The organism is Streptomyces sp. NPDC005784, assembly GCF_042871525.1.
Taxonomy (GTDB): domain Bacteria; phylum Actinomycetota; class Actinomycetes; order Streptomycetales; family Streptomycetaceae; genus Streptomyces.
Genome location: NZ_JBIAIQ010000005.1, coordinates 38,233 through 62,731, shown reverse-complemented (window position 1 = coordinate 62,731; position 24,499 = coordinate 38,233). Strand labels below are relative to the sequence as shown.

Below are 24,499 nucleotides of genomic sequence, written 5' to 3'. Positions count from 1 at the left end.
CAGGGGGCCTCTCATGACGGAACCGGCAGTGAGTGTTTCTCCCTACTGGGAGCTCACGTTCGACGCGGACGGAGACGCGGACGGCCGCGAGCGGGACCGATGGATCGAGGAGGTGCCGCGACGCAAGGTCCGCGACCTGATCGTCTTCACGCACGGCTGGAACAACGACCGTTCGGCGGCCACCCGCCTCTTCAGCGGCTTCTTCGAACCCGTCCCGGAACTCGCGCCGGCCGCGCGCCTCGGATACGTGGGGGTGATCTGGCCCTCGATGCGGTTCTCGGACGAGCCGATCCCCGATTTCCCCCCGTCGGTGGCCCCCGATGCCACCCCGGACGACCGTTCGCTGCTCGGCAAGAACACCCGGCACGCCCTTCTGGAGGTGTTCCCCGGCCGAGCAACGGTGGTCGAGCAGATCGCCCGGCTGCTCGACCAACAACCGGACGACGGAGCCTCGTTGGAGGAGTTCGGCCGTCTCGTACGGCTGCTCGTCGAGGTCCGGCCGCAGGGGCCGCAGACCTCCTTCGCGGCGGACACCCTGGCGGAGGGCGTGCCGGAGAGCGATCCCGAGATGCTGTTCGGGGACACCGCGACGGTCTGCGCCGAGTTCGCGCAGGCGCTCGCCGGGGCCGAGGCCCCCGGTACCGCCGCGTTCGCGCTGCCCCGGCTGTGGGACGGCGCGCTCGAACTGCTGCGCCAGGCAACGTACTACGCAATGAAGCGGCGCGCGGGCACCGTCGGTGAGCGCGGGCTCGGACGGGCGATCGGTCAGCTCGCGGCGGCGGCACCGGACGTGCGCGTGCATCTGGTCGGGCACAGCTTCGGCGGCCGGCTGGTCTCCTTCGCGCTGCGCGGGCTGCCCCCCGGAGTGCGCACGGTGAAGTCGGTGACGCTGCTCCAAGGCGCCTTCTCGCACTACGCGTTCGCGGCACGGCTGCCGCACGACGCGCGGGCGAGCGGTGTGCTGGACGGGCAGTACAACCGGATCGACGGCCCTCTGGTGTGCTGCTACTCCCACTTCGACTCGGCGCTCGGCACGATCTACCCGCTGGCCTCGCGGATGGCGGGAGACGACCGCTCCGTCGTGGCGGACTTCGGCATCGGCGGTGCCCTGGGCGCGCAGTGGGGCGCGATGGGCCACGACGGGGTGCAGGCGGTGCCGGGAACCAGGGCGTTCACGCTCGCCGAGGCCCTGCGCACCCGGCTGCCCGTCTCGGGGTGCGTGAACATCGACGCCGCCTCGGTGGTGTGCCGGGGTGGCGTCCCGGCAGGTGCGCACAGCGACATCTGTCATCGCGAACTCGCCCAGCTGGTGCTGGCGGCGGGCCGGATCCACTGACCCAGTTGGTGCCGGCGGCGGGCCGCGTCCTGCGACCCGCCGCCGTTCCGGTGCCGACCGCGCCTAGGAGCTGTCCTGTCGGCGCCGTTCCGTGCTCATCGGTGCGAGGTGTACTCGACGACCTGCTGGAAGGTCGGCCGGTTCTGCCAGGTGATCTTGCCGTGCTTGATGCCGCCGAGCGTCCGCTGGACGATCGAGTCGGCGCACCACTGGTCGCCCGCCGAGCACTGGTCGTCGCCGGGGTAGACAGCCGACGCGGTCTTGCCAGCCGCCTCCTTCAGCGAGCTGATCAGGGCGTCCCGGCAGGCGGTGAGGCTGCCGGCGCCGCAGTACTTCTGCGACAGACCGCCCTGCACGGACTCCCCGAGCACCGCCCGGATGTCCTTGTCGACATAGCTCCACCAGCCGTACTGGAAGGAGCTTCCGGCGTGCGAGCCGGTCGGTCCGTGTCCGGCGGAGGGTGCCTCGTCGACGGGGAGGTTGTTGCCGAACGCCGTGTAGAGATCACTGCCGAGCCCCGGCTGGAACTCCGCTTTCACCAGCAGCGGCCACCAGGCGTCCAGGATGCGGATCGCGTCGGCGTCGGCGTAGGTGTGCGAACCGGACGAGGTCTCCGTGCGCTTGGCGCCCGCCGTCACCCACGCGGACAGCTTGCTCACCGCCGCGGCGGCCGTGGAGTCGGTGACCGGGGAGCTGTTGACGACCTTGAGCAGGTTCGGGAGCACGTCCTCGGCCCGCAGATCGGCCAGTGACGCGTCGGCCATGGCCTTCACCAACGCGGATCTGGTCACGCCGCCCGCCGCGACCAGCTTGGAGACCCGATCCTCCAGGAGGTCGCCGCGGTGCACCGAGCCGTCGCCCCAGGAGGCCGTCGTGTAGTCCTTGGCCTGCTTGTTGTTCCAGGAGATGTAGTAGTCCTGGTCGACCGAGTTGGGGTGCGCGGACGCCGGGGTGTAGGTGGCGGTGTTGGTGGCCGGGTCCCAGCCCTGCCATTCGTACGCGGCCTGCGCCCACACCGGGAACTCGGCGTCGACGCCGCTCGCCCGTACCGGGTTGTCACCGCTGTTGTAGTAGGCGGTGTGCGCCGAGTCGGCGTAGAACCAGTTGAAGGTGTAGTTGATGTTCTGCACCGCGCTCTGGAAGGTCGCCGGACTCTTCACGTAGTCGGGGTCGTTGAGCATCTGGAAGCCGATGATCGAGTCGGCCTCGTGCATGAAGGAGCTGCGCAGGGTGGTGTACGCGACCTTCTTGCCGCCGACCGTCGCGCGGTACTCCACGGGTCCGTACTTGGTCCGGTAGACCTGCATGCGGTACGAGCCGGCCGCGGTGCCGTCGGCCGTGGTCGGCTTCCAGGAGTTGGTCCGCTCGACCTTGTCCATCGCCGTGCAGGTGCCGTGGTACAGGTAGTGGTAGTCGTCCTGGCACAGTTCGACGGCGTACGTGTCGATGATGTCCTGGCCGGAGGTCGTCGCGCTCCAGGAGTAGTCCTGGCCGCGGCCGAGTTCGACGTACATGCTCAGGCCGGCGAACGAGGCGCCGCGCGCGCTGAGGCCCGGACCCTGGATCTCCTGGAGCATGAGCAGCTGTGGCGCGAAATAGCCGGTCTGCGGGCCGAAGACGGCGATCGGGTGGCCGCTCGCGGTGTACTTGCCGCTGACGACCAGGGCGTTGGACATCCCGCGCTTGGCGGAGGTGAGCGACGTCTTTGCCGCCGTGGCGGAGGCGCTGGTGGCGCTCGCGGTGGCCGCGCTGCCGGTGCGGTCGTAGACCAGCGGTTCCTGGGTCACCGAGCCGGCGTCGGGCAGGGCCTCGCCCTGCGCGCTGTCCGGCCTCGCGGCGTACGGGAAGCTCTCGCCGTTGTGCACGGTGATCGCCGCTTCCGGGTCATTGCGCTCGCGGAAGGACTCCCAGACCTTGGTGCCCTCGGTCACTCCGTACTGGTTCTGGGCGGCGAGCAGCGAAAGGGCGTTGTTGACCTCGCCGCCGCCCCCGGAGCCGAACAGCGAGCCGATGACGGAGGCCAGCGCGACCAGGTCGGTGAGCTTGAAGTGGTCGATGGTGCCGGCGTTGGTGATGGAGTCCTTGTGGCCGGTCAGGACGTATTCGCCGGGGAAGTAGCGGCCGCTGTCGGAGGCGTCGATGTAGGCGTTGATGCCGTCGAGGTAGGCGTTGGCGTCGGTGAGCGCCTGGGCTCCACGGGCTCCGGCCCTGCTGGTCGCCTCGTCGATCTGGGACTGCAGGTCGGCCTCGGTGTAGGGCGCGTTGCGCCAGAACTCCTGCTCCAGGCCCTGGTTGGAGGCCGCGCCGCCCGCGAAGCTGGTCAGCTGGCCGCGTCCGACGTGACGGAAGACGTCCATCAGCCACAGCCGGTCCTGGGCCGCGGCGTAGCCGGCACCGTACTCGGTGCCGTAGCGGGTGGTTCCGGTGATGTGCGGGACGCCCGCCTTCTTGTCGCGGACGATCGTGACGTCGGTGCGGCCGCCGGGCTTGGTGGTCGACTCGACCTGGCCGGAGGCGACGCCGAAGGAGGAGTCGTTGAAGAAGTTGTTGATCTTGGCGTCGGTGAGGGTCGAGTAACCGGAGGGCAGGCTGCCGTAGAGGCCGAGCTGGTCCTCGGCGTGGCTGGGCTGGGTGCCGAAGGCCTGGTTGAGCAGGATCTGGGCGAGGGTGGCATTGCCGTTCTCACCGGGCGGCAGGATGTCCGAACACTGGCCGCCGCAGTAGTCGTTCGCTGCGGCCGCCGTCGAGGTGTCGGCTGCCGCCGCCGGGGAAAGCGGCGACAAAAGTCCGGCAATGAGCACGCATAGGGATGCTGCCTTGAGGAACTTGGGGAATCTGCGGGGAGTTCTCAGTCTGTCCAAGGTGGTGCGTGAGGTGCTCGGTGGCATGTCAGCTCCTACCGACGGGGGTGGGCCGGACGTTACCGCCGGTATCCCCGAGTTTGAAGATGAACATGCGTCAGTTTTTGGGATTCATAGGGAGCGAGGGCGCGTCGGACGACCGGCGGACAGCCGGCCGACAGCGACGGGAGGTTGGTCCAGGGCACTCGGCGGGTGACTTGTGGGGGTCGTCGAAAAATTGGATGGAGCCGAATCGCTTGTCGATACGTCTACTCGACGACGTCCGTACGAGACGGCGCCGAAGTGACCGGAGTACAGGTGCAGGTGTGACGGAGGTGCAGGGCGATGGCCGGTTTCCGGAGTCTGGCGAGACAGGTGCGAGATCCGAGGTGTGATCTGGCACTGCGGCGGTACTCACTGCGCAAGTGCCTGGAAAGGTTCGCCCCTTACGGGCATCGGGCGACCTGGGACCATCTGTGTTCCCGGGCCGGGTTCGGTCCCGAGGACCGATCCCCCGATCCAGTGCGGCTCGTGGCCGCACTGGACGAACTGGAGGAGGCCCGCTCCGTCTGGCTCGCCTACGAGGTCGAGTTCGCGCAGCGTCGCAAGAAGGAGAAGCACGACGGGCTGCGCAGGCCGGGCAGTGTCGACGACTGGCACCGGCTGACCTGGGGCGGGTTCGGTGTCGCCTGGTGCGACAACCCCCGTGTCCACCCCCGTGAACCACTGGCCGAGGTGCTGCGCCGGCTGATCGCCGCGCTGGAGCGCAAGCCGGGCGCCGTCTGCCCGGTGTGCGCCGGTGAGCGCCTTGTATGGATGTACGACCTGGCCCACGAACCGTCGTCGGGTCCCGTCTGCACGAGCTGCGGAATCGTGGTCCCGCGGCCCGTCCTGACCCCGGAAGCGCTGGCCGGCGCAAGGCGCGTCCGGCTGCTCGTGTCCGCGTGAGTGCCCCGCCGGGCCGGGCGGCCGGAACTCCGCCGGGCTGAGCGGCACCGGGCAGGGGACTGCGGCTGAGCCGTCGGCCGCGGAAGGTCCGTGGCCGGGCACGCAGTTCCCGGCGCCCGGGTTGTCAGGGTGTCCGGCAGCATCGGGGACAGGGTGCCGGTCCGTCCGAACAGAGCGCCCGTGTCGGCACGACGCCGCCGTCGTGCCGATGCCGCCTGTGCCGATGACCCGATCGGGGGCGACGGTAGCACCCGTAAATCCGCTGGTTCCAGCCGATATCCCCGCGGAGAGTGGGGGTGATGAAACACGGCTGAGCAACCCGAGGAGTCCCCTGTGTCGACGCTGCGCGTCACCGCCGAAATGCTGACCATCCACGAGCACCCGAACGCCGACGCGCTCGAACTGGCCCAGGTGGGCCTGTATCGGGCCGTGGTCGCCAAGGGCGCGTACCGCACCGGCGAGTGGGCCCTCTACATCCCGGAGCAGTCCGTGCTGCCGGCCGGGCTGATCGAGGAGCTCGGGCTGACCGGGCGACTCGCGGGCAGCGCGTCGGACCGGGTCAGGGCGGTGCGGCTGCGCGGCGAGCTGTCGCAGGGCATCGTGTGCCGCCCGAAGGCGCTGGCGGACGTGGACCTGGCGCGCGCCGCTGACAACGACACGGACTTCGCGGAGTTCCTCGGCATCGTGAAATGGGTGCCGCCGATCCCGCCCACGATGAACGGCGACGTCGAGTCGGCGCCCGAACTGCTGCCCTGGGTCGACATCGAGAACATCCAGCGGTACCCGGACATCTTCACGCCGGGCGAGCCCGTCGTCGTGACGGAGAAGCTGCACGGCTCGGCCTGCCTGCTGACCTACCTCGCCGACGAGGGCCGCGTCCACGTGTCCTCGAAGGGCTTCGGCGCCAAGTCCCTGGCGCTGAAGGAGGATCCGCGCAATCTGTACTGGCGCGCGGTGCACGGACACGGGGTCGCGGAGGCCGCCGCCCGGATCGCCGGACGCCTCGGCGCGCGTCGCGTCGGCATCTTCGGCGAGGTGTACGGGGCGGGCGTGCAGGACCTGTCGTACGGCGCCGACGGGCGCCGCGAGACGATCGGCTACGCCGTGTTCGACGTGTCCGCGGAGATCGACGGCGAGGTCCGCTGGCTGGACCCGCAGGAGCTGCTGACGGGCGAACTCCCGCTGGTGCCAAGGCTGTACGAGGGACCGTACGACGTCGAGCGCGTCCTGGAGATCGCCTCCGGCCGGGAGACGGTGTCCGGTCGCGAGCTGCATCTGCGCGAGGGCGTCGTGATCCGCCCCGCCGCTCCCGACGGACCGGAGGGAACGTTCGTGGCCGCCGAGCGGTACAGCCCGGTGACGGGCGGACGCGCCATAGCGAAGGCGGTCAGCCCGGCATATCTGACCCGCAAGGGCGGCACGGAGTACGAGTAGGCGGGGGACGCGGAGTACGGGTGGACCGGGGACGGGGAGAAAACAGGCCGGGCCGGGCGGCGGAGGCAGGCGCGGACCGGGCGGGGCGCGCACGGCCGGACGGACCGCCGGGACGGATGCCGCGCGGACCGGGCGGACAGGGCGGACAGGGCGGACAGGGCGGACAGGTGGGGGCGGGCGACGCGTCGGGCGTGCGGGACGGTGGGGACGGCGTGTCAGCGGCAGTCCCCCACCGCCGGCTCCTGACGCGGCCCGGGTTCGCACGGCCCCGTCCGCCTCCGCTCCTGCGGCGCCGGCTGTGTGCCGGTCCGCTCCACCATGAGCCGGGAGCCGGCCCGGCGCTCGCCGAGGATGTCGTCGGGGTTGGAGAGCACACAGGTCTCCAGGGAGAGGCAGCCGCAGCCGATGCAGTCCGTGAGGTGGTCGCGCAGCCGGGCGAGTTGCTTGATCCGCTCGTCGAGTTCGGAGCGCCAGGTCTCGGACAGCCTGGCCCAGTCCTCGCGCGTCGGGGTGCGCTCCTCGGGGAGTTCGGCGAGCGCCTGCCGGATGGTGGCGAGTGGGATGCCGACCCGCTGGGCGGCCCGGACGAAGGCGACCCGGCGCAGCGCGTCGCGGTGATAGCGGCGCTGGTTGCCCGAGGTGCGGCGACTGCTGATCAGGCCCTTGGACTCGTAGAAATGGAGAGCGGAGACGGCCGCGCCACTGCGGGCCGACAACTGTCCGACGGTCAGCTCGTGGATCGTCTCAGGGATCTGGGGCACGCCTCCAACCTACCCACCGCGTCACACGTCCGGTCCGTTGACATGCGCCTCCAGGCCGACCATGCTAAGCAGTCGCTTAGACTATGAGATGCGGGAGGCCAGGGACATGGCAGAGCCGAGGACGTTCGCGACGGTCGACGAACTGCGGGGCGCCGTGGGCGAACAGCTGGGATACACGGACTGGGTCGAGATCGAGCAGAAGCGGATCGACCTCTTCGCGGAGGCCACCGGCGATCACCAGTGGATCCACGTCGATCCCGAGAAGGCCGCGGCGGGTCCGTTCGGCACCACGATCGCGCACGGCTATCTGACCCTGTCGCTGCTGCCGCTCTTCGGCCCGCAGCTGATCAGCGTCGAGGGCGTGAAGATGGGCGTCAACTACGGGACGAACAAGGTTCGCTTCCCCGCCCCCGTGCCGGTCGGCTCCCGGCTGCGCGCCACCGCGGCGATCACCGCGGTCGACGACGTACCCGGCGGTGTCCAGGTCTCCGTGGCCTTCACCGTGGAGCGCGAGGGCGGCGACAAGCCGGTCTGCGTCGCGGAGTCGGTCTCGCGCTACTACCTGTGAATCACCGCTGAGGCCCGACGCCGCCGTCCCCCTCCGGGAGAGACCGGAGGGGTTCACGTCCAGGACAGGACAGGACAAGTTCGCGTTCGGACCGGGGCCTACTCCTTGTACCCCACCATCCGCCGGACCAGGTCGGCATAGAGCGCACCGACCTCGTCCGGCGTGCGGGGGCCGTCGACGTTGAACCAGCGGGCGACGTCGATGCACAGGGACAGCACGGCGAGCGTGGTGCCGGGGACGTCCGGGACGTCGAAGTCGCCGGTCGCGACGCCGTCCTCGATGATGCTGCGGACCTCCGCGTTCACCTGGCGGCGCAGCGCGATGATCTCGGCGCGCGCGTCGGGCCCGAGGGCGTCGAGTTCGTACTGGACCACACGGGCGGTGGTGTGCTGGCCCGCGTGCCACCGCACGAATGACCGTACGGCGTCGGAGAGCCGCTCCGCGGCCGTGCCCTCACCGGCGGCCGCGGTGCGCACGATGTCCAGCGCCTTGTCGTGGCCGATCCGGCTGATCCGGTGGAGCAGCTCTTCCTTGGTCTTGTAATGGATGTACAGCGCGGCCGGGCTCATGCCCGCGCGGCCCGCGATGTCCCGGGTCGTCGTCGCGTGGTACCCGCGCTCGGCGAAGGCCTCCACCGCGGCGACGAGCAGCCGCCGTGCCGCGTCCGGGGTCACCTCGGCCCACGGCTGCATCTCGCCGCCGGGCGTCTCCTGCGCCGCACTCATCGCTGTTCGCCCCTTCTCGACTGACAGGGTGAACACCATACCCCCGAACCTGAGCGAGCGCTTAGCGTCTTCGGCCAGGTCATGGCCGCAACGGGGTCAGAGCTTCTCGAAGGGGTCATACACACGGCCACCGGGGCGGCCGCCGTCCTGCCGGTCGCGGATCACCTTGGCCAGCGTGAAGGACGACGTCACGAGATAGAGGACGGCGACGGCGAGGAAGGCCCGGACCCACGCGTCGGCCTGGAGCTTGAAGATACCGACGGCGGTCGCGGCCATCGCCACGGAGAAGGACGCCACGGCCTGGCCGTAGAAGGCGGCCGTGTTCTGCTGTTTGACAGGTGTCTCGCTCATGGGACAAGGATCGGCGGATGTGGCCGCCGCCACATCCGCCGTCGTACTCAGGTACTCAGAGACGTACTCAGGGTCAGAACGCCGAAAGCCGGTCAGAACGCCGAGACACCCGTCAACGCGCGCCCGATGACCAGTTTCTGGATCTGGCTGGTGCCTTCGTAGAGGGTCATCACGCGGGCGTCGCGGAGCAGTTTGCCGACCGGGTACTCGTCGATGTAGCCGTAGCCGCCGAAGACCTGGAGGGCGTTGTTCGCGGCGCGCACGGCGGCCTCGGAGGCGAAGAGTTTGGCCTTCGAGGACTCGGTGGCGAACGGCAGCCCGCGGTCTATGAGATCGGCGACCCGCCAGGTCAGCAGCCGCGCCGCGTCCACGTCGACGGCGATGTCGCTGAGCAGTTCCTGGACGAGCTGGTGGTGCGCGATCGTCTTGCCGAACTGCTCCCGCTCGGTCGCGTACGTCACCGCCGCGTCCAGTGCCGCCTGGGCGATGCCGACGCAGCCGGCCGCCACCGACATCCGCCCCTTGGCCAGCGCCGACATCGCCACCGCGAAGCCCTTGCCCTCGGCCGCCAGCATGGCGCTCGCCGGTACCCGCACATCCTCGAAGGCGAGTTCGGCGGTGGCCTGGCCGCGCAGTCCGAGCTTGCCGTGGATGGCGCGGCGGGTCAGACCGGGGGTGTCGGCCGGCACCAGGAAGGCGGAGACGCCCTTGTGGCCCGGGGCGTCGGTGGAGCGGGCGAAGAGCAGCACGACGTCGGCCCAGGTGCCGTTCGTGATGAACATCTTGGAGCCGTTGATGACGTAGTCTCCCCCGCTCTCGGCTCCGCTCGAGCGGGAGGTACCCCCATCGTCGCGCACGGCCCTCGTCGACAACTGGCCCGCGTCGGAGCCGGTGCCCGGCTCGGTGAGCCCGAAACAGCCGACGTACTCGCCGGACGTCAGCCCCGGCAGCCACTGCCGCTTCTGCTCCTCGCTCCCCCAGTGCGCGATCGTCTTGGCGACGAGCCCGAGCGAGACGGAGACGATCCCGCGCACGGAGGAGTCGCCGCGCCCCAGCTCCTCGGTGACCAGGCAGTACGCGAGGTGGTCGCCGCCGCTGCCGCCGTACTCCTCGTCGATGGTCAGGCCCAGGAAGCCGACCTCGCCGAGCTTCTTCACGATGGACCGGTCGACGTCTTCCGCGCGGTCCCACTCGACGACGTGCGGGGCGATCTCGCGGTGCACGAAGTCCTTGGCGAGCTGCCGGACGGCGGTCTGCTCATCGCTGAGCCCAAGGTTCATGCCGGGTCACCCCACAGATAGCCGACTTTGAAAGCCGTACATTGAAAGCCGTACATTTAAATTAGCACTGCTAGTTTACTGGTCCAGCCCTACTATGTGCGCCATGGCCCGACCGCGCAAGCCCCTCCTCAGCACCGACCGCATCGTCGCGACGGCACGGGCCCTGGTGGATGCCGAGGGCCTGGCGGCCGTCTCGACACGCCGGCTCGCCGCGGAACTCGGGGTGAGCGGGCCCTCCCTCTACAACCACTTCCGCACCAAGGACCAGATCCTGGAGGCGGTCGCGGACTCGGTGAGCGCGCAGGTCGACCTGTCGATGTTCAAGGGCGGCCGCGACTGGCGGACCGCGCTGCGCGACTGGGCCGTCTCCTACCGCGCCGCCCTGCGCGACCACCCGAACATCGTCCCGGTCCTCGCGCGCGGACCGGGCCGCAGGCCGGCCGGACTCCGGCTCGCCGACGCCGTCTTCGGGGCCATGGTCGACGCGGGCTGGCCGCCCGCGCAGGCCACCTCGATCGGGGCGCTGATGCGGTACTTCGTCATGGGGTCCGCGCTGGGGTCGTTCGCCGGGGGCTTCGTGGACGACGAGAGTGCGTACGACCCGGCCGACTATCCGCATCTGGGGCAGGCTCACCTCCTCGCCGAACAGCAGGAGAAGATCGACGAGCGGGCCTTCGAGACGGGGCTCGGCGCGCTGTTGGACGGCCTCGCGGTGCAGTACGCGGGCCTGGTGCGGGAGGCCTGAGCGGGCCCGCGCGTGTCCCTTCAGGCTTTCCGCGGCGGGCCTGCGCGGCCGCTCGCGATCCTTCGGTGAGCGCCGAAGTGTCCGTGGCGCATGCTGGACGGCATGACAAGGCCGAAGGATCCGGTCGGGCCGGGGCTCGCGGCGCTGGCCGGACTGCTGGCGGACGACACGCGGGCCGGTTTTCTGCTGGCGCTGCTCGACGGGCGGGCGTGGACCGCCGGTGAACTGGCGCGACAGGGCGGTGTCGCCCCGTCGACCGCCAGCGAGCACCTCGGCAAGCTCGTCGCGGGCGGCCTGCTCACCGAGGAGCGCCAGGGACGGCACCGTTACGTGCGGCTGGCCGGCGCCGGTGTGGCCCAGCTCGTCGAGGACCTCGCCGCCCAGGTGGCGCCCGGTGCCGCCGAGCGCCCCCGGACGCTGCGGGAGGTCGGCACGGGTTCGGCGATGGCGCGCGGCCGTACCTGCTACGACCATCTCGCCGGACGGCTCGGCATCGCCCTCACCGACGCGCTGACCGGCCGCGGACTGCTCCGCCAGGACACCGGGTTCGCGCTCACCGACGCCGGACTGCGATGGTTCGAGGCCGCGGGCATCACGCTGGAACGCACTGGACGCCGTCCTCTGACCCGTGCCTGTCTCGACTGGACCGAACGGCGTCCACACCTGGCGGGCACCGCCGGCGCGGCGCTGTGCCGTCATGCCCTGGACGCCCGGTGGTGCGTGCGCATCGGCTCTGACCGGGCGGTCAAGGTGACCCCGGACGGCGAGCGCGCCTTCGCGGACCTCCTCGGAATCGAGGCGACGGCGCTGCGCTGAGCCACGGCCCCGTCGCCGCCCCGACCCCGCGCACGGAATCCGGGCCGTCCCGGACTCCGCCCTCAAGGTCCGGGCCCGACCCCCGACGCCACCCTCGGGATCCGGGCCGACCCCGGACTCCGCCCTCAAGGTCCGGGCCCGACCCCCGACGCCACCCTGGGGACCCGGGGCCGACCCCGGCTCCCGGTCCCGGACCCGCGCCGACCTGCGCGTCCGAAATCCGCGAGACCGATCGCTGTGCCCCGCCTAGCCTCAGGAGAATGATGAACACCTCCCGCAACGCGCCGCCCGACCGGCGTGCGCAGTTGCTCGCCGCGGGTGCGGCGACCGTCACCGTCGGGCTGTGGGCCTCCGCGTTCGTCGCGATCCGCAGCGCGGGCGCCGCCTACTCACCCGGCGCGCTGGCGCTCGGACGATTGCTGGCGGGAACCCTGGTGCTCGGTGTCCTCTGTGTCGTGCGCCGCGAGGGGCTGCCGCCGCGCGGCGCCTGGCGCGGCATCGCGATATCCGGAGTGCTGTGGTTCGGCTTCTACATGGTGGCCCTGAACTGGGGCGAGCAGCAGGTGGACGCCGGTACGGCCGCGCTCGTGGTGAACATCGGTCCGATCCTGATCGCCCTGCTCGGCGCCCGGCTGCTGGGTGACGCGGTGCCGCCGCGGCTGCTGGCGGGCATGGCGGTGTCGTTCGCGGGAGCGGCCGCCGTGGGGCTGTCGATGTCCGGTGGCGGCGGTTCCTCGGTGCTCGGGGTCGTGCTGTGCCTGCTCGCCGCCGTCGCGTACGCCGGAGGAGTCGTCGCGCAGAAGCCGGCGCTCGGGCGCGCGAGTGTGCTCCAGGTGACGACCTTCGGCTGTCTGATCGGGGCCGTGGTGTGTCTGCCGTTCGCGGGTCAGCTCGTCCACGACGCGGCCGACGCCCCTGTCTCGGCGACGCTCAACATGGTCTACCTGGGTGTCTTCCCGACCGCGCTGGCATTCACGACCTGGGCGTACGCCCTCGCCAGGACGAGCGCGAGCCGCATGGGCGCGACGACGTACGCGGTGCCCGCGCTGGTGGTACTGATGTCCTGGCTCTTCCTCGACGAGGTCCCGGGGCTGATGACGCTGGCGGGCGGGGCGCTGTGCCTGGCGGGCGTGGCGGTGTCGCGCTCCCGTCCGCGTCGGGGACCGGCATCGCCGGAGACGCCGGTCCCGGATGCCGTCGCCGGACCGCCTTCCGCGCCGACTGCGGCACCGGCACCGGCACCGGCACCCGGACAGGTACCCACACCCGCACCGGCCCCCACCACAGCGACGGCCACTGCTCCTGCCGGGGCCGGGGCTCCGGTGTCCACGACCGCGCCGGAATCCAAGTCCCGGGCGGAACAGGTCTGACGCCGGGCCGCCTTGGGGCTCTCTCGCCCCCAAAGCCCTGGGTGTCTAGAACACCACCAGCGCCCGGCCGCCCTTGCCCGCGAGCATGTTGTCGAAGGCCGCCGGGATGCCGTCCAGGGCGATGCGGTCGGTGACCAGGCCGCCGAGGTCGAGGCGGCCCGCGCGGACGTGCTCCGCGATCACCGGGAGATCGCGGGCCGGGTCGGAGTTGCCGTACACACAGCCCGCGAGGGTCCTGCCCCAGTGGAAGATCTCCAGGGCGTTGAAGGTGACCTGCTGGTCCTTGCCGCCGATGCCGACGACCGTGGTGCGGCCGCCGCGCCGCGTCGACTCCCAGGCGGTACGGATGGTGACGGCGCGGCCGACGCACTCGACGGCGACGTCGACGCCCTGTTTGCCGGTCAGGGCGCGGATCTCGCGGGCGGTGGTGTCGGAGGCGACGACGTAGTCGGTGGCCCCCGCCTCGCGGGCGAGCGACTCCTTCTCGGGCGACACGTCGATCGCGACGATCTTCGAGGCGCCCGCGATCCGGGCGGCCTGCAGGGCGGCGAGTCCGACCCCGCCGACCCCGAACACGGCGACGGTCTCGCCGGGCCGGACCTTCGCGGAGTTGTGGACCGCGCCGTATCCGGTGAGGACCGCGCAGCCGAGCAGGGCGGCCTCGGTGAGCGGGATGCCGTCCGGGGCGGGCAGCAGGCAGGACACCGGCACCACCGTCTCCTCCGCGAAGGCGGCGACGTTCAGGCCGGGGTACAGATCGCTCCCGTCGGAGGCGCGACGGGCGTACACCTTTCCCGCGCCGGTCAGCGCGTCGGCGCACAGCCACACCTCGCCGAGCGAGCAGGCGTGACAACTCCCGCAGGAGGGAGCCCAGTTGAGGACGACACGGGAGCCGGGGGCGACCTGGGTGACGCCCTCGCCGACCGCGACGACGGTACCGGCGCCCTCATGGCCGAGGACGGCCGGCACCGGCACCCGCATGGTGCCGTTGGACAGGGAGAGGTCGGAGTGGCAGACCCCGGCGGCGGCCAGTCTCACCCGGACCTGGCCCGGCCCCGGGTCGGGGAGTTCGATCTCGGCGATCTCCAGCGGGGCACCCACGGCGGGCAGGACAGCGGCGCGAATCACGTGAACGCTCCTAGAACTGGAGGGACTTGGTCTGGAGGTACTCGGACAGGCCGTGGGCGCCGAGTTCGCGCCCCACGCCCGACTGCTTGTAGCCGCCGAAGGGGGCCAGGGGATTGAAGCGCCCCCCGTTGATGTCGACCTGGCCGGTGTCGAGCCGCCGCGCGAAGGCGACCGCCTCGGACTCCTCGCCCGCCCACACCGCGCCCGCGAGCCCGTACACGGTGCCGTTGGCGATCCGCAGGGCGTCCTCCTCGTCCTCGTAGCGCAGGATGGAGAGGACCGGGCCGAAAATCTCCTCCTGCGCGATCGTCATCTGCGGGGTGACGTCGGCGAAGACGGTGGGGCTGATGAAGTAACCCTGCTCGCGCGGGGATTCGGGGCCGCCCGCGACGAGCCGCGCGCCCTCGGCGACGCCCTTCTCGATGTAACCGCGCACCCGGCCCCGCTGCTTGGCGTTGACGACGGGGCCGATCCGGTCGCCGTACTTCGCGGCGGCGGTCGCGGCCAGCTCGACCGCCTCGTCGTAGCGGTCGGCGGGGACCAGCATGCGGGTCCAGGCGCTGCACGTCTGGCCGGAGTTGGACATCACGTTGGCGACGCCGACGTTCACGGCCTTGGCGAGGTCGGCGCTCGGCAGGATGACATTGGCGGACTTCCCGCCGAGTTCGAGGGCGACGCGCTTGACGGCGGCGCCCGCGGTCGCGCCGATCCGCCTGCCGACCGCCGTGGAGCCGGTGAAGGAGACCAGGTCGACGTCCGGGTGTTCGGCGAGGGCCTGGCCCGCGACCGGTCCGAGGCCGGTGACCAGGTTGAAGACACCGGCCGGGACGCCCGCCTCGGCCACGGCCTCGGCGAAGAGCTGGGCGGTGAGCGGGGTGTCCTCGGCGGGCTTCAGGACGACCGTGCAGCCCGCGGCGAGCGCGGGGGCGACCTTGGCGACGATCTGGTGGAGCGGGTAGTTCCAGGGCGTGATCGCGCCCACGACACCGACGGGCTCCTGGTAGACGGTCGAGTTGCCGACCTTCTCCTCGAAGGCGTACGTCGCCGCCAGTTCGGCGTAGGAACCGGCGACCAGCAACGGAACGCCCGCGTGCACCGCCTGGGAGAACGCGAGCGGCGATCCGAGCTCGGCGGTGACGGTCTCGGCGATCTCGTCCTTGCGGGCGGCCAGGACGTCCCTCAGTGCGGCCAGACGGGCAGCCCGTTCGGCGGGCGCGGTCGCGGCCCAGCCGGGGAACGCGGCACGGGCGGCCCGTACGGCGGCGTCGACGTCCTCGGCCGTGCCCGCCGGGACGTGGCCGATCACCTGCTCGTCGACGGGGTTCACGACCTCGATCGTGTCCCGTCCCACGGCGGGGCGCCACGCCCCGTCGATGTACATGCCGTCACGTGCCTTCATCGTGTTCCTCCCGGGCTGGGCAGCGTCGTCCACGCCCTAAACTAGCGATGATAGTTTTTTGGCGCCAGGGGGACCCGCCGCGAGTAGGCCCCGGCTCCGGTCCACGGCCGGCCGCCCCCGGGGACGCGGCACCCGGCACCCGGCACCCGGCACCCGGGGAAGGCTGTGCCACGCAACCCCCGGGATTCACTCGTCCAGATCCGGCAGCCGCGCCGGTGCCGGACAGATCCGTTCGCCGTTCCGGTCGAAGACGAACAGGTGGGCGATGTCCACGAGGAGCGGGATCTGCATGCCGTGGCGGAGTTCGATGTCGGGCGTGGTCCGTACGACGAGATCGCCGGGCAGCCTGCCCTCGGGCGGTGTCTGCCCGGGAAGATCGGTCTCCGCGTCCGAGGGATGGTCGAGGACGACGACCGGTCCGGCCCGCAGCGTCCCGGCGCGCCCGCGCAGCCGGTCCAGGACGGTACCGTCACGGCGCCTGCGACGCGTCGCACGGACCGGGCGCGGCGACTCCAGCTCCGGTACGAAGGCGGGCCGCGAGCCGGTGTTGAAGTGGACGAGCACCTCGTGCCCCTGGAACTCGACATGCTCGACCAGACCAGTGATCGCCACTTCGCCCGGCCGGGCGTCGGACGGCTTGGCGAGCCGTACGGCCTCGGAGCGCAGCCCGACGATCACCTCACGGCCCTGCTGCACCCGGAGCAACTGGTGGTCCAGGCAAAGGGGTTCGGGCAGGCGCAGATACTGCTTGCCGAGGCTGATCGTCATGGCGCCGTCGAGCGGGGCCCGGACGAGCCCGCGCAGCAGGTTGATCCGCGGGGTGCCGATGAAGGCGGCGACGAAGACGTTCGCGGGCAGCCCGTAGACGGTGCGGGGCGCGCCCAGTTGCTGGAGGACTCCGCCGCGCAGCACGGCGACCCTGTCGCCGAGCGACATGGCCTCGGCCTGGTCGTGGGTGACGTAGACCGTGGTGGCGCCCAACTCCCTGGTGAGCCGGGAGATTTCGGCCCGCAGGTGGTTGCGGAGTTTGGCGTCGAGGTTGGACAGCGGCTCGTCCATCAGGAAGGCGGAGGGGTGGCGCGCTATCGCCCGTCCCATCGCGACGCGCTGCCGCTCGCCGCCGGAGAGCTGGCTGGGGAAGCGGTCGAGGAGGTCCTGGATGCCGAGCATGCGGGCGGTGGCGTCCACCCGCGCCCGGGGGTCCTCGCCGGGTGTCTCGATGCGCAGCGGGAAGCCGATGTTGTCGCGGCTGGTCATGCTCGGGTAGAGGGCGAAGTTCTGGAACACCATCGCCATGTTCCGCTCGGACGGCGGCAGGTCGTTGGCGTACTCCCCGTCGAGCCGCACCTCGCCCTCGGTGACCTCCTCCAGCCCCGCGATCATCCTCAGCACGGTCGACTTGCCGCAGCCGGAGGGGCCGAGCAGTACGAGGAATTCGCCGGGCCGGATGTCCAGCGACAGCCGTTCCACCACACGGGCCCCGCGGGTGTACGACTTGCTGACGTGGTGCAGGGAGATGGCGCGTGTCATGACGTGTGCCCCCGGGGGCGTGCAAGGCGCTGGTGCTCCGCGGCCGGTCGTCCCGCACGGGTCGTACGGGACCTTGAGTCACGGAAGCTAACGGACCGCACACGCCCGGGGGAAGACACCTGGCGGTATCGGACGGTCGGGTTCGGTACGGGCGGAAACGGACGATCGGATACCGGTCGCGCCGGGGCCGGACGCGGGCTCCGGCGGCCGCTCCGGTCCGGCGCCCGACGACTCGCGTCAGGAGGTGCCGGCCCGCCCCCTGACCGCCGTGAGGTGGGCGAAGGCGATGAGGTTCGCGGCGTATCCGGTCCTGCGGTCATAGGCGCCACCGCAGGTGATCAGACGCAGTTCGGGGCGCCCCCGGTCGCCGTACACCTCCTGGTCGGGGAACTGGGCCTTCGCGTACGTGCGTACGGCGTCGACCGTATAGACGGCGGTCCGCCCGTCCACGCGCCGGGCTTCGACGCGTGCGCCGGGCCGGATCCGTTCGAGCGGGGCGAAGACGGCGGGTCCCTTCCGGGTGTCGCGATGGCCGACGACGAGGGCCGTGCCGCGTTCGCCCGGCGTGGGACCGTCCGTGTACCAGCCGACGGGTTTCGGATCGTCCACGGGCGGCGCGGTGAGCTTTCGCTCGCGGTCGAGCCGGAGGCCGACGACCGGCGCGTCGAGGTCGAGGGAGGGAATGCGCAGGGAGGTGGCCCGGGAGCGCGGCAGCGGTGCGGGCGAGGCTGCGGGCCGGGCCGGGCGGACGACCCGGGAGCGGTGCTGCCGCGGGCCGCGCGCGTCGCCGCCGCGGTGGGCGTCGGGCCCGTGCCCGGCGCCCGCCGCCCCGGCCGGGGCGGGGGAGGCGGCGCCGTCGTCGCGTACGTAACCGGACGCCACCGTCCCGGCGGGCTCGCCGTCCCCCACCCACCAGACGCCGCCCACCACCAGCGCGACGGCGACCACCAGGGTCCGCGTCAGGCGGTAGGCGCGCGTCCGGTACCAGGGCCTCCGTCGTCTACGCGGCGCCATCGGGGCGTCGGCGCAGCCGCAGGAACACGACTCCACCGGCCACGACGAGACCCGCGGCCGCCGCACCGGCAGCCGGCAAGAAGTTCTGCGGATGGGCGAGACCGCCACCGCCCGCGGGGGGTCCTCCGTTGGGGCCGCCGGGGTATCCGCCCGGGTGGGTGTGCGTCGGGGTCGGGGTCGGCGTCGGCGTCGGCGTCGGGGTCGGGGTCGTGGACGGGGTCGGGGACGGGGACGGACTGCCGGAGGGGCAGTCGACCTTGAAGACCTTGCTCTTGCCCGCGCCGTTCTCGCCCTGGAAATTCCAGGTCATCTTGTACTGGCCGTCGGGCAGCGTGAGGTCCCCTGTCCAGCCGTGCCCGGACGCGGGCACGATCAGGTTGCCCGCGAGGGTGGCACCGTCGGCAACAGGGGGCTGGGTCACGATGGACCAGGTGACCTGCTGCGCCCCGTCGAAGTTGAAGCCGTCGAGGTAGAAGACGCAGACCTTCGGATCGTCCCGCTGGTCGTCGACCGCGGTGTTCTCGTCGTGGACCTTGACGTCGCCGTTGTCACCGGGGGCGGCGACGGCGGCCGGAGCGCCGAGGAGGGTGGTGCCCGCGACCGCGAGGGCCACGAGGGCACCGGCGCCGCGACGTGGCACGGAGCGGTACGAGAGGGACGAGGTGGACATGCGAGTTCCTCCGAGTCAGATGATTTTCATACAAATCTCACTTCATCTGACTACTTTTCACATATTGCCCGGAAAGGGACGCAACGGCGCCCGATCCCCCGTCAGGTATCGCTCTTCCGGCGCAAGGAAACCCCTGGCCGCGGCGGCACGTCGCGCACCCGCCGCGGCCTCGGGCCAGGGTGACGGCTCAGGGGCAGGCCGCCAGGTCCACGGGCACTCCGTTGAGGACCGCCGTTCCGGACAGCGGGTCGAGCAGCGAGCCGTCGAGGAGCTGGTTGACGTTGACGCCGGGGTCCAGGGCCGCGTGGCTCAACCGGGTGCCGGGGCGGTCGTGCCCCCAGCCGTGCGGAAGGCTCACCACGCCGCGCCGAACGGTGTCGGTGACCTCCACGGGGGCGATCACCTCACCTCCGGCACCCTTGACGCGTACGGCCGACCCGTCGGCGAGCCCGAGCCGGGCCGCGTCGTCGGGGTGGATGTGCAGGGTGCAGCGGTTGGAACCACCGGTGAGCGCCGGAACGTTGTGCATCCAGCTGTTGTTGGAGCGCAGATGACGTCGGCCGACGAGGACGATGGCCGACGGGCGTTCGCGGAGCGCGTCCCGCAGTCGCGGCAGATCGCCTGCGATCGGTTCGGGGAGCAGCTCGATCTTCCCGCTGCGGGTCTTCAGCCGCCGCGGCAGGCAGGAGGCGAGCGGTCCGAGGTCGATTCCGTGCGGGTGCGCGAGCAGTTTGTCGAGGGTCAGTCCGTCGGGGCGCGCGCCGAAGCCGTCGCCGTACGGGCCGAGGCGCAGCATCATGTCGAGCCGGCGCTCGGGGCCGTTCTCGCCGGTGAGGGCGGCGGCGAGTTCGCGCGGGTCGCGCCCGTGCACCGGCGACGCGGTGTCCCCGACCGCCTTGCCGAGGGTGCCCTCGATGACCATCGTGTCCACGGCGGACGGGTCGGCGCCGTGCATGCCGGTCGCGGCGAGGACGAGCCGGGCGAGGATCTCGGTCTCCGCCATCCGGCCCTCCTCCAGGGGGACGGCGGGGCGGTTGTAGCGGACCTGGTTGCGGACGGCGAGGGTGTTGAACGCGAAGTCGTGGTGCGCGCTCCGGGAGGGCGGGGGCGGCGGCAGCACGACGTGGGCGTGGCGCGAGGTCTCGTTCAGGTACGGGTCGACGCTGACCATGAAGTCCAGCGATTCGAGCGCCTTGTCGAGGCGGAGGCCGTCGGGTGCGGAGAGAACGGGGTTGGCGGCGACGGCGATGACGGCACGGACCGGGCTGCCGTCGGGGGTCGCGGTGTCGATCTCCTCCGCCAGGGCGGCGAGCGGCAGTTCACCCTTCGCCTCCGGGTGCCGGCTCACCCGGCTGTGCCAGCGGCCGAGCGCGAAGCCGTGACCGGGGCCCGCCGGACGGGGCGTCCGGTCGGTGGCGGCCGTCGGGAAGAGGGCGCCGCCGGGCCGGTCGAGGTTGCCGGTGAGGATGTTGAGCACGTCCACGAGCCAGCTGGCCAGGGTGCCGTGCGGGACGGTGCAGCTGCCGATGCGGCCGTAGACGGCGGCGGTGGGCGCCGCGGCCAGCTCGCGCGCCAGCTCCCGGATGGTGCCGGCGTCCACGTCGCAGGCCGCGCTCGCCGCCTCGGGGGTGAAGTCCCGCAGGGCGTCCGGGAGTTCGTCGACTCCCTGGACGTGCGGGGCGAGCGCGCCGAGGTCGACGAGTTTCTCCTCGAAGAGGACGTAGGCCATCGCCGCGAGGAGGCTCGCGTCGGTGCCGGGGCGGATGGCCACATGGCGGTCGGCGAGTTTGGCCGTGCGGGTCCGGCGCGGGTCGATGACGGTCAGCGTGCCGCCGCGGGCCCGCAGCGCCCGGAGCTTGCCGGGGAAGTCGGGCGCAGTGCACAGACTCCCGTTGGATTCCAGCGGGTTGGCGCCGATGAGCAGCAGGTGGTCGGTGTGGTCCAGGTCCGGCACGGGGATCGCGTTGGCGTCGCCGTACAGCAGGCCGCTCGACACATGCTTGGGCATCTGGTCGACCGTGGAGGCGGTGAAGACGCTGTGGGTGCGCAGGGCGCCGAGCAGGACCTGCGGGTAGAGGGCGCCGGCCATGGTGTGCACGTTCGGGTTGCCGAGGACGACGCCGAGGGCGTGCGGTCCGTACCGCTCGACGACGGAGCGCAGTCCGGCGGCCACCGCGTCGAAGGCCTCCTCCCAGGTGGCCTCGCGCAGTTCGCCGTTCTCGCGGACGAGAGGGGTGCGCAGTCGGTCGGGGTCGCCGTCGGAGGCCCCGAAGGAGGCGCCCTTCGGGCAGATGAAGCCCTTGCTGAACACGTCGTCGCGGTCACCCCGGGCGCCGGTCACCCGGGTGCCCTCGATGGTCAGCGTCAGCCCGCAGGTGGCTTCGCACAGCGGGCAGACGCGCAGGGCGGTCCGGGAGTCGGGGATGGTGCCGGAGGTGCGGGACACGGGGTCCTCCCGGAGGGCGGTGGCTTCGGTGGCACACGGACGCGACCGAGCATACCGACCGGTACGCATGGTGGGGAGGGCCCGCAGGGGGTCACGTCGGAATTCCGCGCCCCGAGTCCCGGGAGGCGACCCGTCAGTCGAGGACCCTCGCCAGATACGCCCGCAGCAGCTCGCGGGTCTCCTCGATGATCCGCTCGTCGCCCTCGGGGGAGACCCGGAAGGCCAGATGGACCAGGGTGTCGGCGGTTTCCACGGCGACCAGGAACGAGCGGCGGAGATCGTCGTCCGGGTCGCGGTCGAGATAGCCGGAGAGCAGGTCGGTGAGCCGGTCGGCGACCCGGGTGTTGGGCTCGGCGTAGCGGGCGCCGACGGGTATCTGGTTGCCGAAGTCGACGAGGGAGAAGCCCGGCGCGGTGCGCTTCATGGCGAGGTACTCGTCGAGCACCGCGTCCATCGCGGCCCGCCAGCCTCCCCCGTCCGTCTCCCGCAGGCTCAGGGTGACGCGCTCGGCGTAGATCTCCAGGTTGCGCTGGGCGAGCGCGTCGGCCATCGCGCGCTTGTTGCCGAAGAAGCGGTAGACGGAGCCGATGGGCACACCGGCCCGCTGAGCCACGGCCCGCGTGCTCAGTCCGTCGTAGCCCACCTCGTCGAGGAGGTCGGCGCAGGCGTCGAGGATTCTGGTCAGTCGTTCTGCGCTGCGCCGCTGTACGGGCGCTCTGCGCAGCGAGGTCGCATGGGGCACGGTCTTCATGATGCCTTTCCGCCGGGGTCCGGTGAACCTCCCCCCTCAGTACGCACCTCGGTGCCGTGACCACTCATCTCGCGTTGGGGACCACCGCCCGCGGTGTGGCCTGCGACGCAGCCCCTGAGGCCTGCGACGGCGACGCCTCCGGGGGCGGCACCGCCGAGGTGGCAGCCCCCGGGGCGGGCGTCCCGGGTGTCGCCGATGCCGGGCCGGGCGCCGAACCGGAATCCGACGCCGTGATGTCGGCGGTGCTCTCGACGGGCTTGCCGTGGACGGCCCACACGGTGCCGTCGTCGGCGTACAGCCGCGCGGTGACGTGGTGGGTGCCGCGCGGTACGAGATGCCCGGCCAGCTGGTACTCGGCGGAGCGCAGCCGGGCGACGGTGCGGCCGTCGACGTAGAGGTGGGCGATGCCGCGCCCGGCGACCGGCACGGCTCGCGCGCCGGCGGGCGAGAAGCGGAAGTGGCGGACGGTCAGCCGCACGTCCCAGCTGCCGGCGGAGTCCGGCTGGATCTCGATCGCGACCTCGGGCGCCCCCGTCTTGCCCACCTCGCGGTAGAGCCGCCCCTCCTCGTCCATCTCGTCGAGCAGTGTGCCCACGGGCGAGGCCGAGACGGCGACCCCCCGCTCGTGCGCGTCACCGGCGCCGCAGCCCGTGGCGCCGCCGAGCAGGGCGCAGACCGCGAGCGCGACGAGCAGTCCACGCGTCCCTCGCATGTCCGGGAGCGTAGAACAAGGCCCCTTGCGGCCGGATCCCCCTGGAGTCGGCTTCTTGGGCCGTCGGGACACCCCTGAGTACTACTCCTGCGGGAATTCCGGCCATCCCCGGAGCCGGCCCCGGACCGTCCCGAGCCGGCCCCGAGCCCGCCCCGAGCCCGCCCCCGCACGCGCCTCCGGACCGGCCCACGGGCCCGGCCAAGCGGACATCCGCGCACGGCTCGTGGCCGATCCCGGCCGGTGCGCTCGGGCTACCCCTTGCGCGGGACACCACTGAATCCTACGGTGATGCATAGGAATCAGGCGCGAGGGAGCGATCATGAGCGGGGACGCGAGGAAGACGGCCGAGGGGCTGGCCTACCTCTCCGGATTCGGCAACGAACACAGCTCGGAGGCGGTCCCGGGGGCCCTGCCGCACGGCCGCAACGCGCCGCAGCGCGCACCGCTCGGCCTGTACGCGGAGCAGCTGAGCGGCTCGGCGTTCACCGAGCCGAGGGCGTCCAACCGGCGTTCGTGGCTGTACCGGATCCGGCCGTCGGCCGCGCACCCCGCGTTCACCCGCACCGACAACGGCACCCTGCGGACGGCGCCCTTCACGGAGTCGGTGCCCGACCCGAACCGGCTGCGCTGGAACCCGCTGCCCGAGCCGCCCGCCGGGACGGACTTCCTCGCGGGCCTGTGGACCCTCGGCGGCAACGGCGACGCGGCCCAGCGCACCGGGATCGCCGTGCACCTGTATCACGCCAATTCGTCGATGGAGCGGGTGTTCAGCGACGCCGACGGCGAGCTGCTCATCGTCCCGGAGCGCGGTGGCCTGCTGCTGCGCACCGAGTTCGGGCTGCTGCATGTGGAGCCGGGGCAGATGGCACTGGTCCCCCGGGGGGTGCGCTTCCGGGTGGAGCTGCTGGACATGGCGCCGGAGGGCGGCCGGAGCCGCGGCGCCCGGGGCTATGTGTGCGAGAACTACGGGGCCCCGTTCCAGCTGCCCGACCTCGGCCCGATCGGCGCCAACGGTCTCGCCAACGCCCGCGACTTCCTCGCCCCGGTCGCCGCGTACGAGGACGTCGAGGGCCCGGTCGAGGTGGTGAACAAGTTCTGCGGCAACCTCTGGACGGCGACGTACGACCACTCGCCGCTGGACGTGGTCGCCTGGCACGGCAACCATGTGCCGTACATCTACGACCTGCACCGTTTCAATGTGCTCGGCTCCATCAGCTACGACCACCCGGACCCCTCGATCTTCACGGTGCTGACGTCGCCGTCCGACACCCCGGGTCTGGCCGGCGTCGACTTCGTCGTCTTCGCGCCGCGCTGGCTGGTGGGCGAGGACACGTTCCGGCCGCCGTACTTCCACCGGAACGTGATGAGCGAGTACATGGGGCTCATCGAGGGCGCGTACGACGCGAAGGCGGAGGGGTTCGTGCCGGGGGGCGGCTCGCTGCACAACATGATGTCGGCGCACGGACCGGACCAGGAGACCTTCGACCGCGCCAGCGCCGCCGAGCTGAAGCCGCAGAAGATCGACGACGGGCTCGCCTTCATGTTCGAGACGCGCTGGCCGGTGACCGCGACGGCCCAGGCGGCAGGGGCGGAGCATCTCCAGCGCGGGTACGACGACGTGTGGCAGGGCCTTGGACGGCACTTCCGCCCGGTCGACTGAGGATTCACCGGCCGT

The 24,499-nt window shown here is 71.9% G+C and carries 21 protein-coding genes; 8 read left to right on the top strand and 13 right to left on the bottom strand.

The annotated features are described in order from the left end of the window. Positions 1 to 13: 13 nt before the first annotated feature. Positions 14 to 1,336 (top strand): serine-threonine protein kinase, encoded by a 1,323-nt coding sequence (locus ACFYR3_RS10650; protein ID WP_389282458.1) that lies wholly within the window; start codon positions 14 to 16, stop codon positions 1,334 to 1,336. Positions 1,337 to 1,431: 95 nt separating this feature from the next. Here the strand turns inward: ACFYR3_RS10650 and ACFYR3_RS10645 are convergent, their stop codons facing one another. Beyond that, on the bottom strand, positions 1,432 to 4,224 hold the full coding sequence (locus ACFYR3_RS10645) for a penicillin acylase family protein (RefSeq protein ID WP_355839945.1): 2,793 nt from the start codon (positions 4,222 to 4,224) through the stop codon (positions 1,432 to 1,434). Positions 4,225 to 4,521: 297 nt separating this feature from the next. Here ACFYR3_RS10645 and ACFYR3_RS10640 point away from each other — a divergent pair, with 297 nt between their 5' ends. Together ACFYR3_RS10640 and ACFYR3_RS10635 are read left to right on the top strand one after the other, a co-directional pair. After that, complete coding sequence (locus ACFYR3_RS10640; RefSeq protein WP_355839947.1) at positions 4,522 to 5,124, top strand: hypothetical protein; 603 nt, start codon at positions 4,522 to 4,524, stop codon at positions 5,122 to 5,124. A 333-nt stretch (positions 5,125 to 5,457) separates the two neighbouring features. Beyond that, the gene (locus tag ACFYR3_RS10635; RefSeq protein ID WP_389282455.1) at positions 5,458 to 6,558 is read left to right on the top strand and encodes an RNA ligase (ATP); all 1,101 of its coding nucleotides are present in this window, start codon (positions 5,458 to 5,460) and stop codon (positions 6,556 to 6,558) included. Positions 6,559 to 6,773: 215 nt separating this feature from the next. On the opposite strand, the gene soxR is transcribed toward ACFYR3_RS10635, so the two are convergent. Beyond that, positions 6,774 to 7,319 (bottom strand): redox-sensitive transcriptional activator SoxR, encoded by a 546-nt coding sequence (gene soxR, locus ACFYR3_RS10630; protein ID WP_355839950.1) that lies wholly within the window; start codon positions 7,317 to 7,319, stop codon positions 6,774 to 6,776. Positions 7,320 to 7,425: 106 nt separating this feature from the next. On the opposite strand from soxR, the gene ACFYR3_RS10625 reads away from it, so the two are divergent. After that, positions 7,426 to 7,887 carry a MaoC family dehydratase gene (locus ACFYR3_RS10625; RefSeq protein ID WP_351129724.1) on the top strand — a complete coding sequence of 154 codons (462 nt, stop codon included), beginning with the start codon at positions 7,426 to 7,428 and terminating at the stop codon, positions 7,885 to 7,887. Between the two features lie 98 nt (positions 7,888 to 7,985). On the opposite strand, the gene ACFYR3_RS10620 is transcribed toward ACFYR3_RS10625, so the two are convergent. The 3 genes from ACFYR3_RS10620 to ACFYR3_RS10610 form a co-directional block, all read right to left on the bottom strand. Then, complete coding sequence (locus tag ACFYR3_RS10620) at positions 7,986 to 8,612, bottom strand: TetR/AcrR family transcriptional regulator (protein ID WP_355839952.1); 627 nt, start codon at positions 8,610 to 8,612, stop codon at positions 7,986 to 7,988. Positions 8,613 to 8,708: 96 nt separating this feature from the next. After that, entirely contained in the window at positions 8,709 to 8,963 is a 255-nt protein-coding gene (locus ACFYR3_RS10615; protein WP_355839954.1) for a YiaA/YiaB family inner membrane protein, read from the bottom strand. Between the two features lie 92 nt (positions 8,964 to 9,055). Next, a complete protein-coding gene (locus ACFYR3_RS10610) occupies positions 9,056 to 10,243 on the bottom strand; it encodes an acyl-CoA dehydrogenase family protein (protein ID WP_389282452.1) in 1,188 nt (395 codons plus the stop codon). 103 nt (positions 10,244 to 10,346) lie between these two features. On the opposite strand from ACFYR3_RS10610, the gene ACFYR3_RS10605 reads away from it, so the two are divergent. From ACFYR3_RS10605 to ACFYR3_RS10595, 3 genes are all read left to right on the top strand, one after another. Next, positions 10,347 to 10,988 (top strand): TetR/AcrR family transcriptional regulator, encoded by a 642-nt coding sequence (locus ACFYR3_RS10605; RefSeq protein ID WP_355839958.1) that lies wholly within the window; start codon positions 10,347 to 10,349, stop codon positions 10,986 to 10,988. A 90-nt stretch (positions 10,989 to 11,078) separates the two neighbouring features. Next, the gene (locus ACFYR3_RS10600; RefSeq protein WP_389282450.1) at positions 11,079 to 11,804 is read left to right on the top strand and encodes an ArsR/SmtB family transcription factor; all 726 of its coding nucleotides are present in this window, start codon (positions 11,079 to 11,081) and stop codon (positions 11,802 to 11,804) included. 260 nt (positions 11,805 to 12,064) lie between these two features. Then, complete coding sequence (locus tag ACFYR3_RS10595) at positions 12,065 to 13,174, top strand: DMT family transporter (protein ID WP_389282448.1); 1,110 nt, start codon at positions 12,065 to 12,067, stop codon at positions 13,172 to 13,174. Positions 13,175 to 13,219: 45 nt separating this feature from the next. Here the strand turns inward: ACFYR3_RS10595 and ACFYR3_RS10590 are convergent, their stop codons facing one another. The 8 genes from ACFYR3_RS10590 to ACFYR3_RS10555 all read right to left on the bottom strand — a co-directional run bounded on the left by ACFYR3_RS10590 (position 13,220) and on the right by ACFYR3_RS10555 (position 22,824). Next, a complete protein-coding gene (locus ACFYR3_RS10590; protein WP_389282446.1) occupies positions 13,220 to 14,302 on the bottom strand; it encodes a Zn-dependent alcohol dehydrogenase in 1,083 nt (360 codons plus the stop codon). 10 nt (positions 14,303 to 14,312) lie between these two features. Then, complete coding sequence (locus tag ACFYR3_RS10585; protein WP_389282444.1) at positions 14,313 to 15,701, bottom strand: aldehyde dehydrogenase family protein; 1,389 nt, start codon at positions 15,699 to 15,701, stop codon at positions 14,313 to 14,315. 186 nt (positions 15,702 to 15,887) lie between these two features. Continuing rightward, positions 15,888 to 17,231 carry an ABC transporter ATP-binding protein gene (locus ACFYR3_RS10580; RefSeq protein WP_355839968.1) on the bottom strand — a complete coding sequence of 448 codons (1,344 nt, stop codon included), beginning with the start codon at positions 17,229 to 17,231 and terminating at the stop codon, positions 15,888 to 15,890. A gap of 237 nt (positions 17,232 to 17,468) precedes the next feature. Next, positions 17,469 to 18,245 (bottom strand): class F sortase, encoded by a 777-nt coding sequence (locus ACFYR3_RS10575; RefSeq protein ID WP_389282442.1) that lies wholly within the window; start codon positions 18,243 to 18,245, stop codon positions 17,469 to 17,471. Continuing rightward, complete coding sequence (locus tag ACFYR3_RS10570; protein ID WP_355857209.1) at positions 18,232 to 18,915, bottom strand: hypothetical protein; 684 nt, start codon at positions 18,913 to 18,915, stop codon at positions 18,232 to 18,234. Before ACFYR3_RS10570 ends, ACFYR3_RS10575 begins: the two co-directional genes overlap by 14 nt. Positions 18,916 to 19,102: 187 nt before the next feature. Then, on the bottom strand, positions 19,103 to 21,361 hold the full coding sequence (locus ACFYR3_RS10565) for a molybdopterin oxidoreductase family protein (RefSeq protein ID WP_389282440.1): 2,259 nt from the start codon (positions 21,359 to 21,361) through the stop codon (positions 19,103 to 19,105). 133 nt (positions 21,362 to 21,494) lie between these two features. Further along, a complete protein-coding gene (locus ACFYR3_RS10560; protein WP_355857203.1) occupies positions 21,495 to 22,112 on the bottom strand; it encodes a TetR/AcrR family transcriptional regulator in 618 nt (205 codons plus the stop codon). Positions 22,113 to 22,176: 64 nt separating this feature from the next. Beyond that, positions 22,177 to 22,824 (bottom strand): nuclear transport factor 2 family protein, encoded by a 648-nt coding sequence (locus ACFYR3_RS10555; protein ID WP_389282438.1) that lies wholly within the window; start codon positions 22,822 to 22,824, stop codon positions 22,177 to 22,179. Between the two features lie 319 nt (positions 22,825 to 23,143). Between ACFYR3_RS10555 and hmgA the strand changes: the two genes are divergently transcribed. Next, positions 23,144 to 24,484, top strand: coding sequence for a homogentisate 1,2-dioxygenase (gene hmgA, locus ACFYR3_RS10550; protein WP_389282436.1), 1,341 nt, complete (start codon positions 23,144 to 23,146; stop codon positions 24,482 to 24,484). Positions 24,485 to 24,499 lie beyond the last annotated feature (15 nt).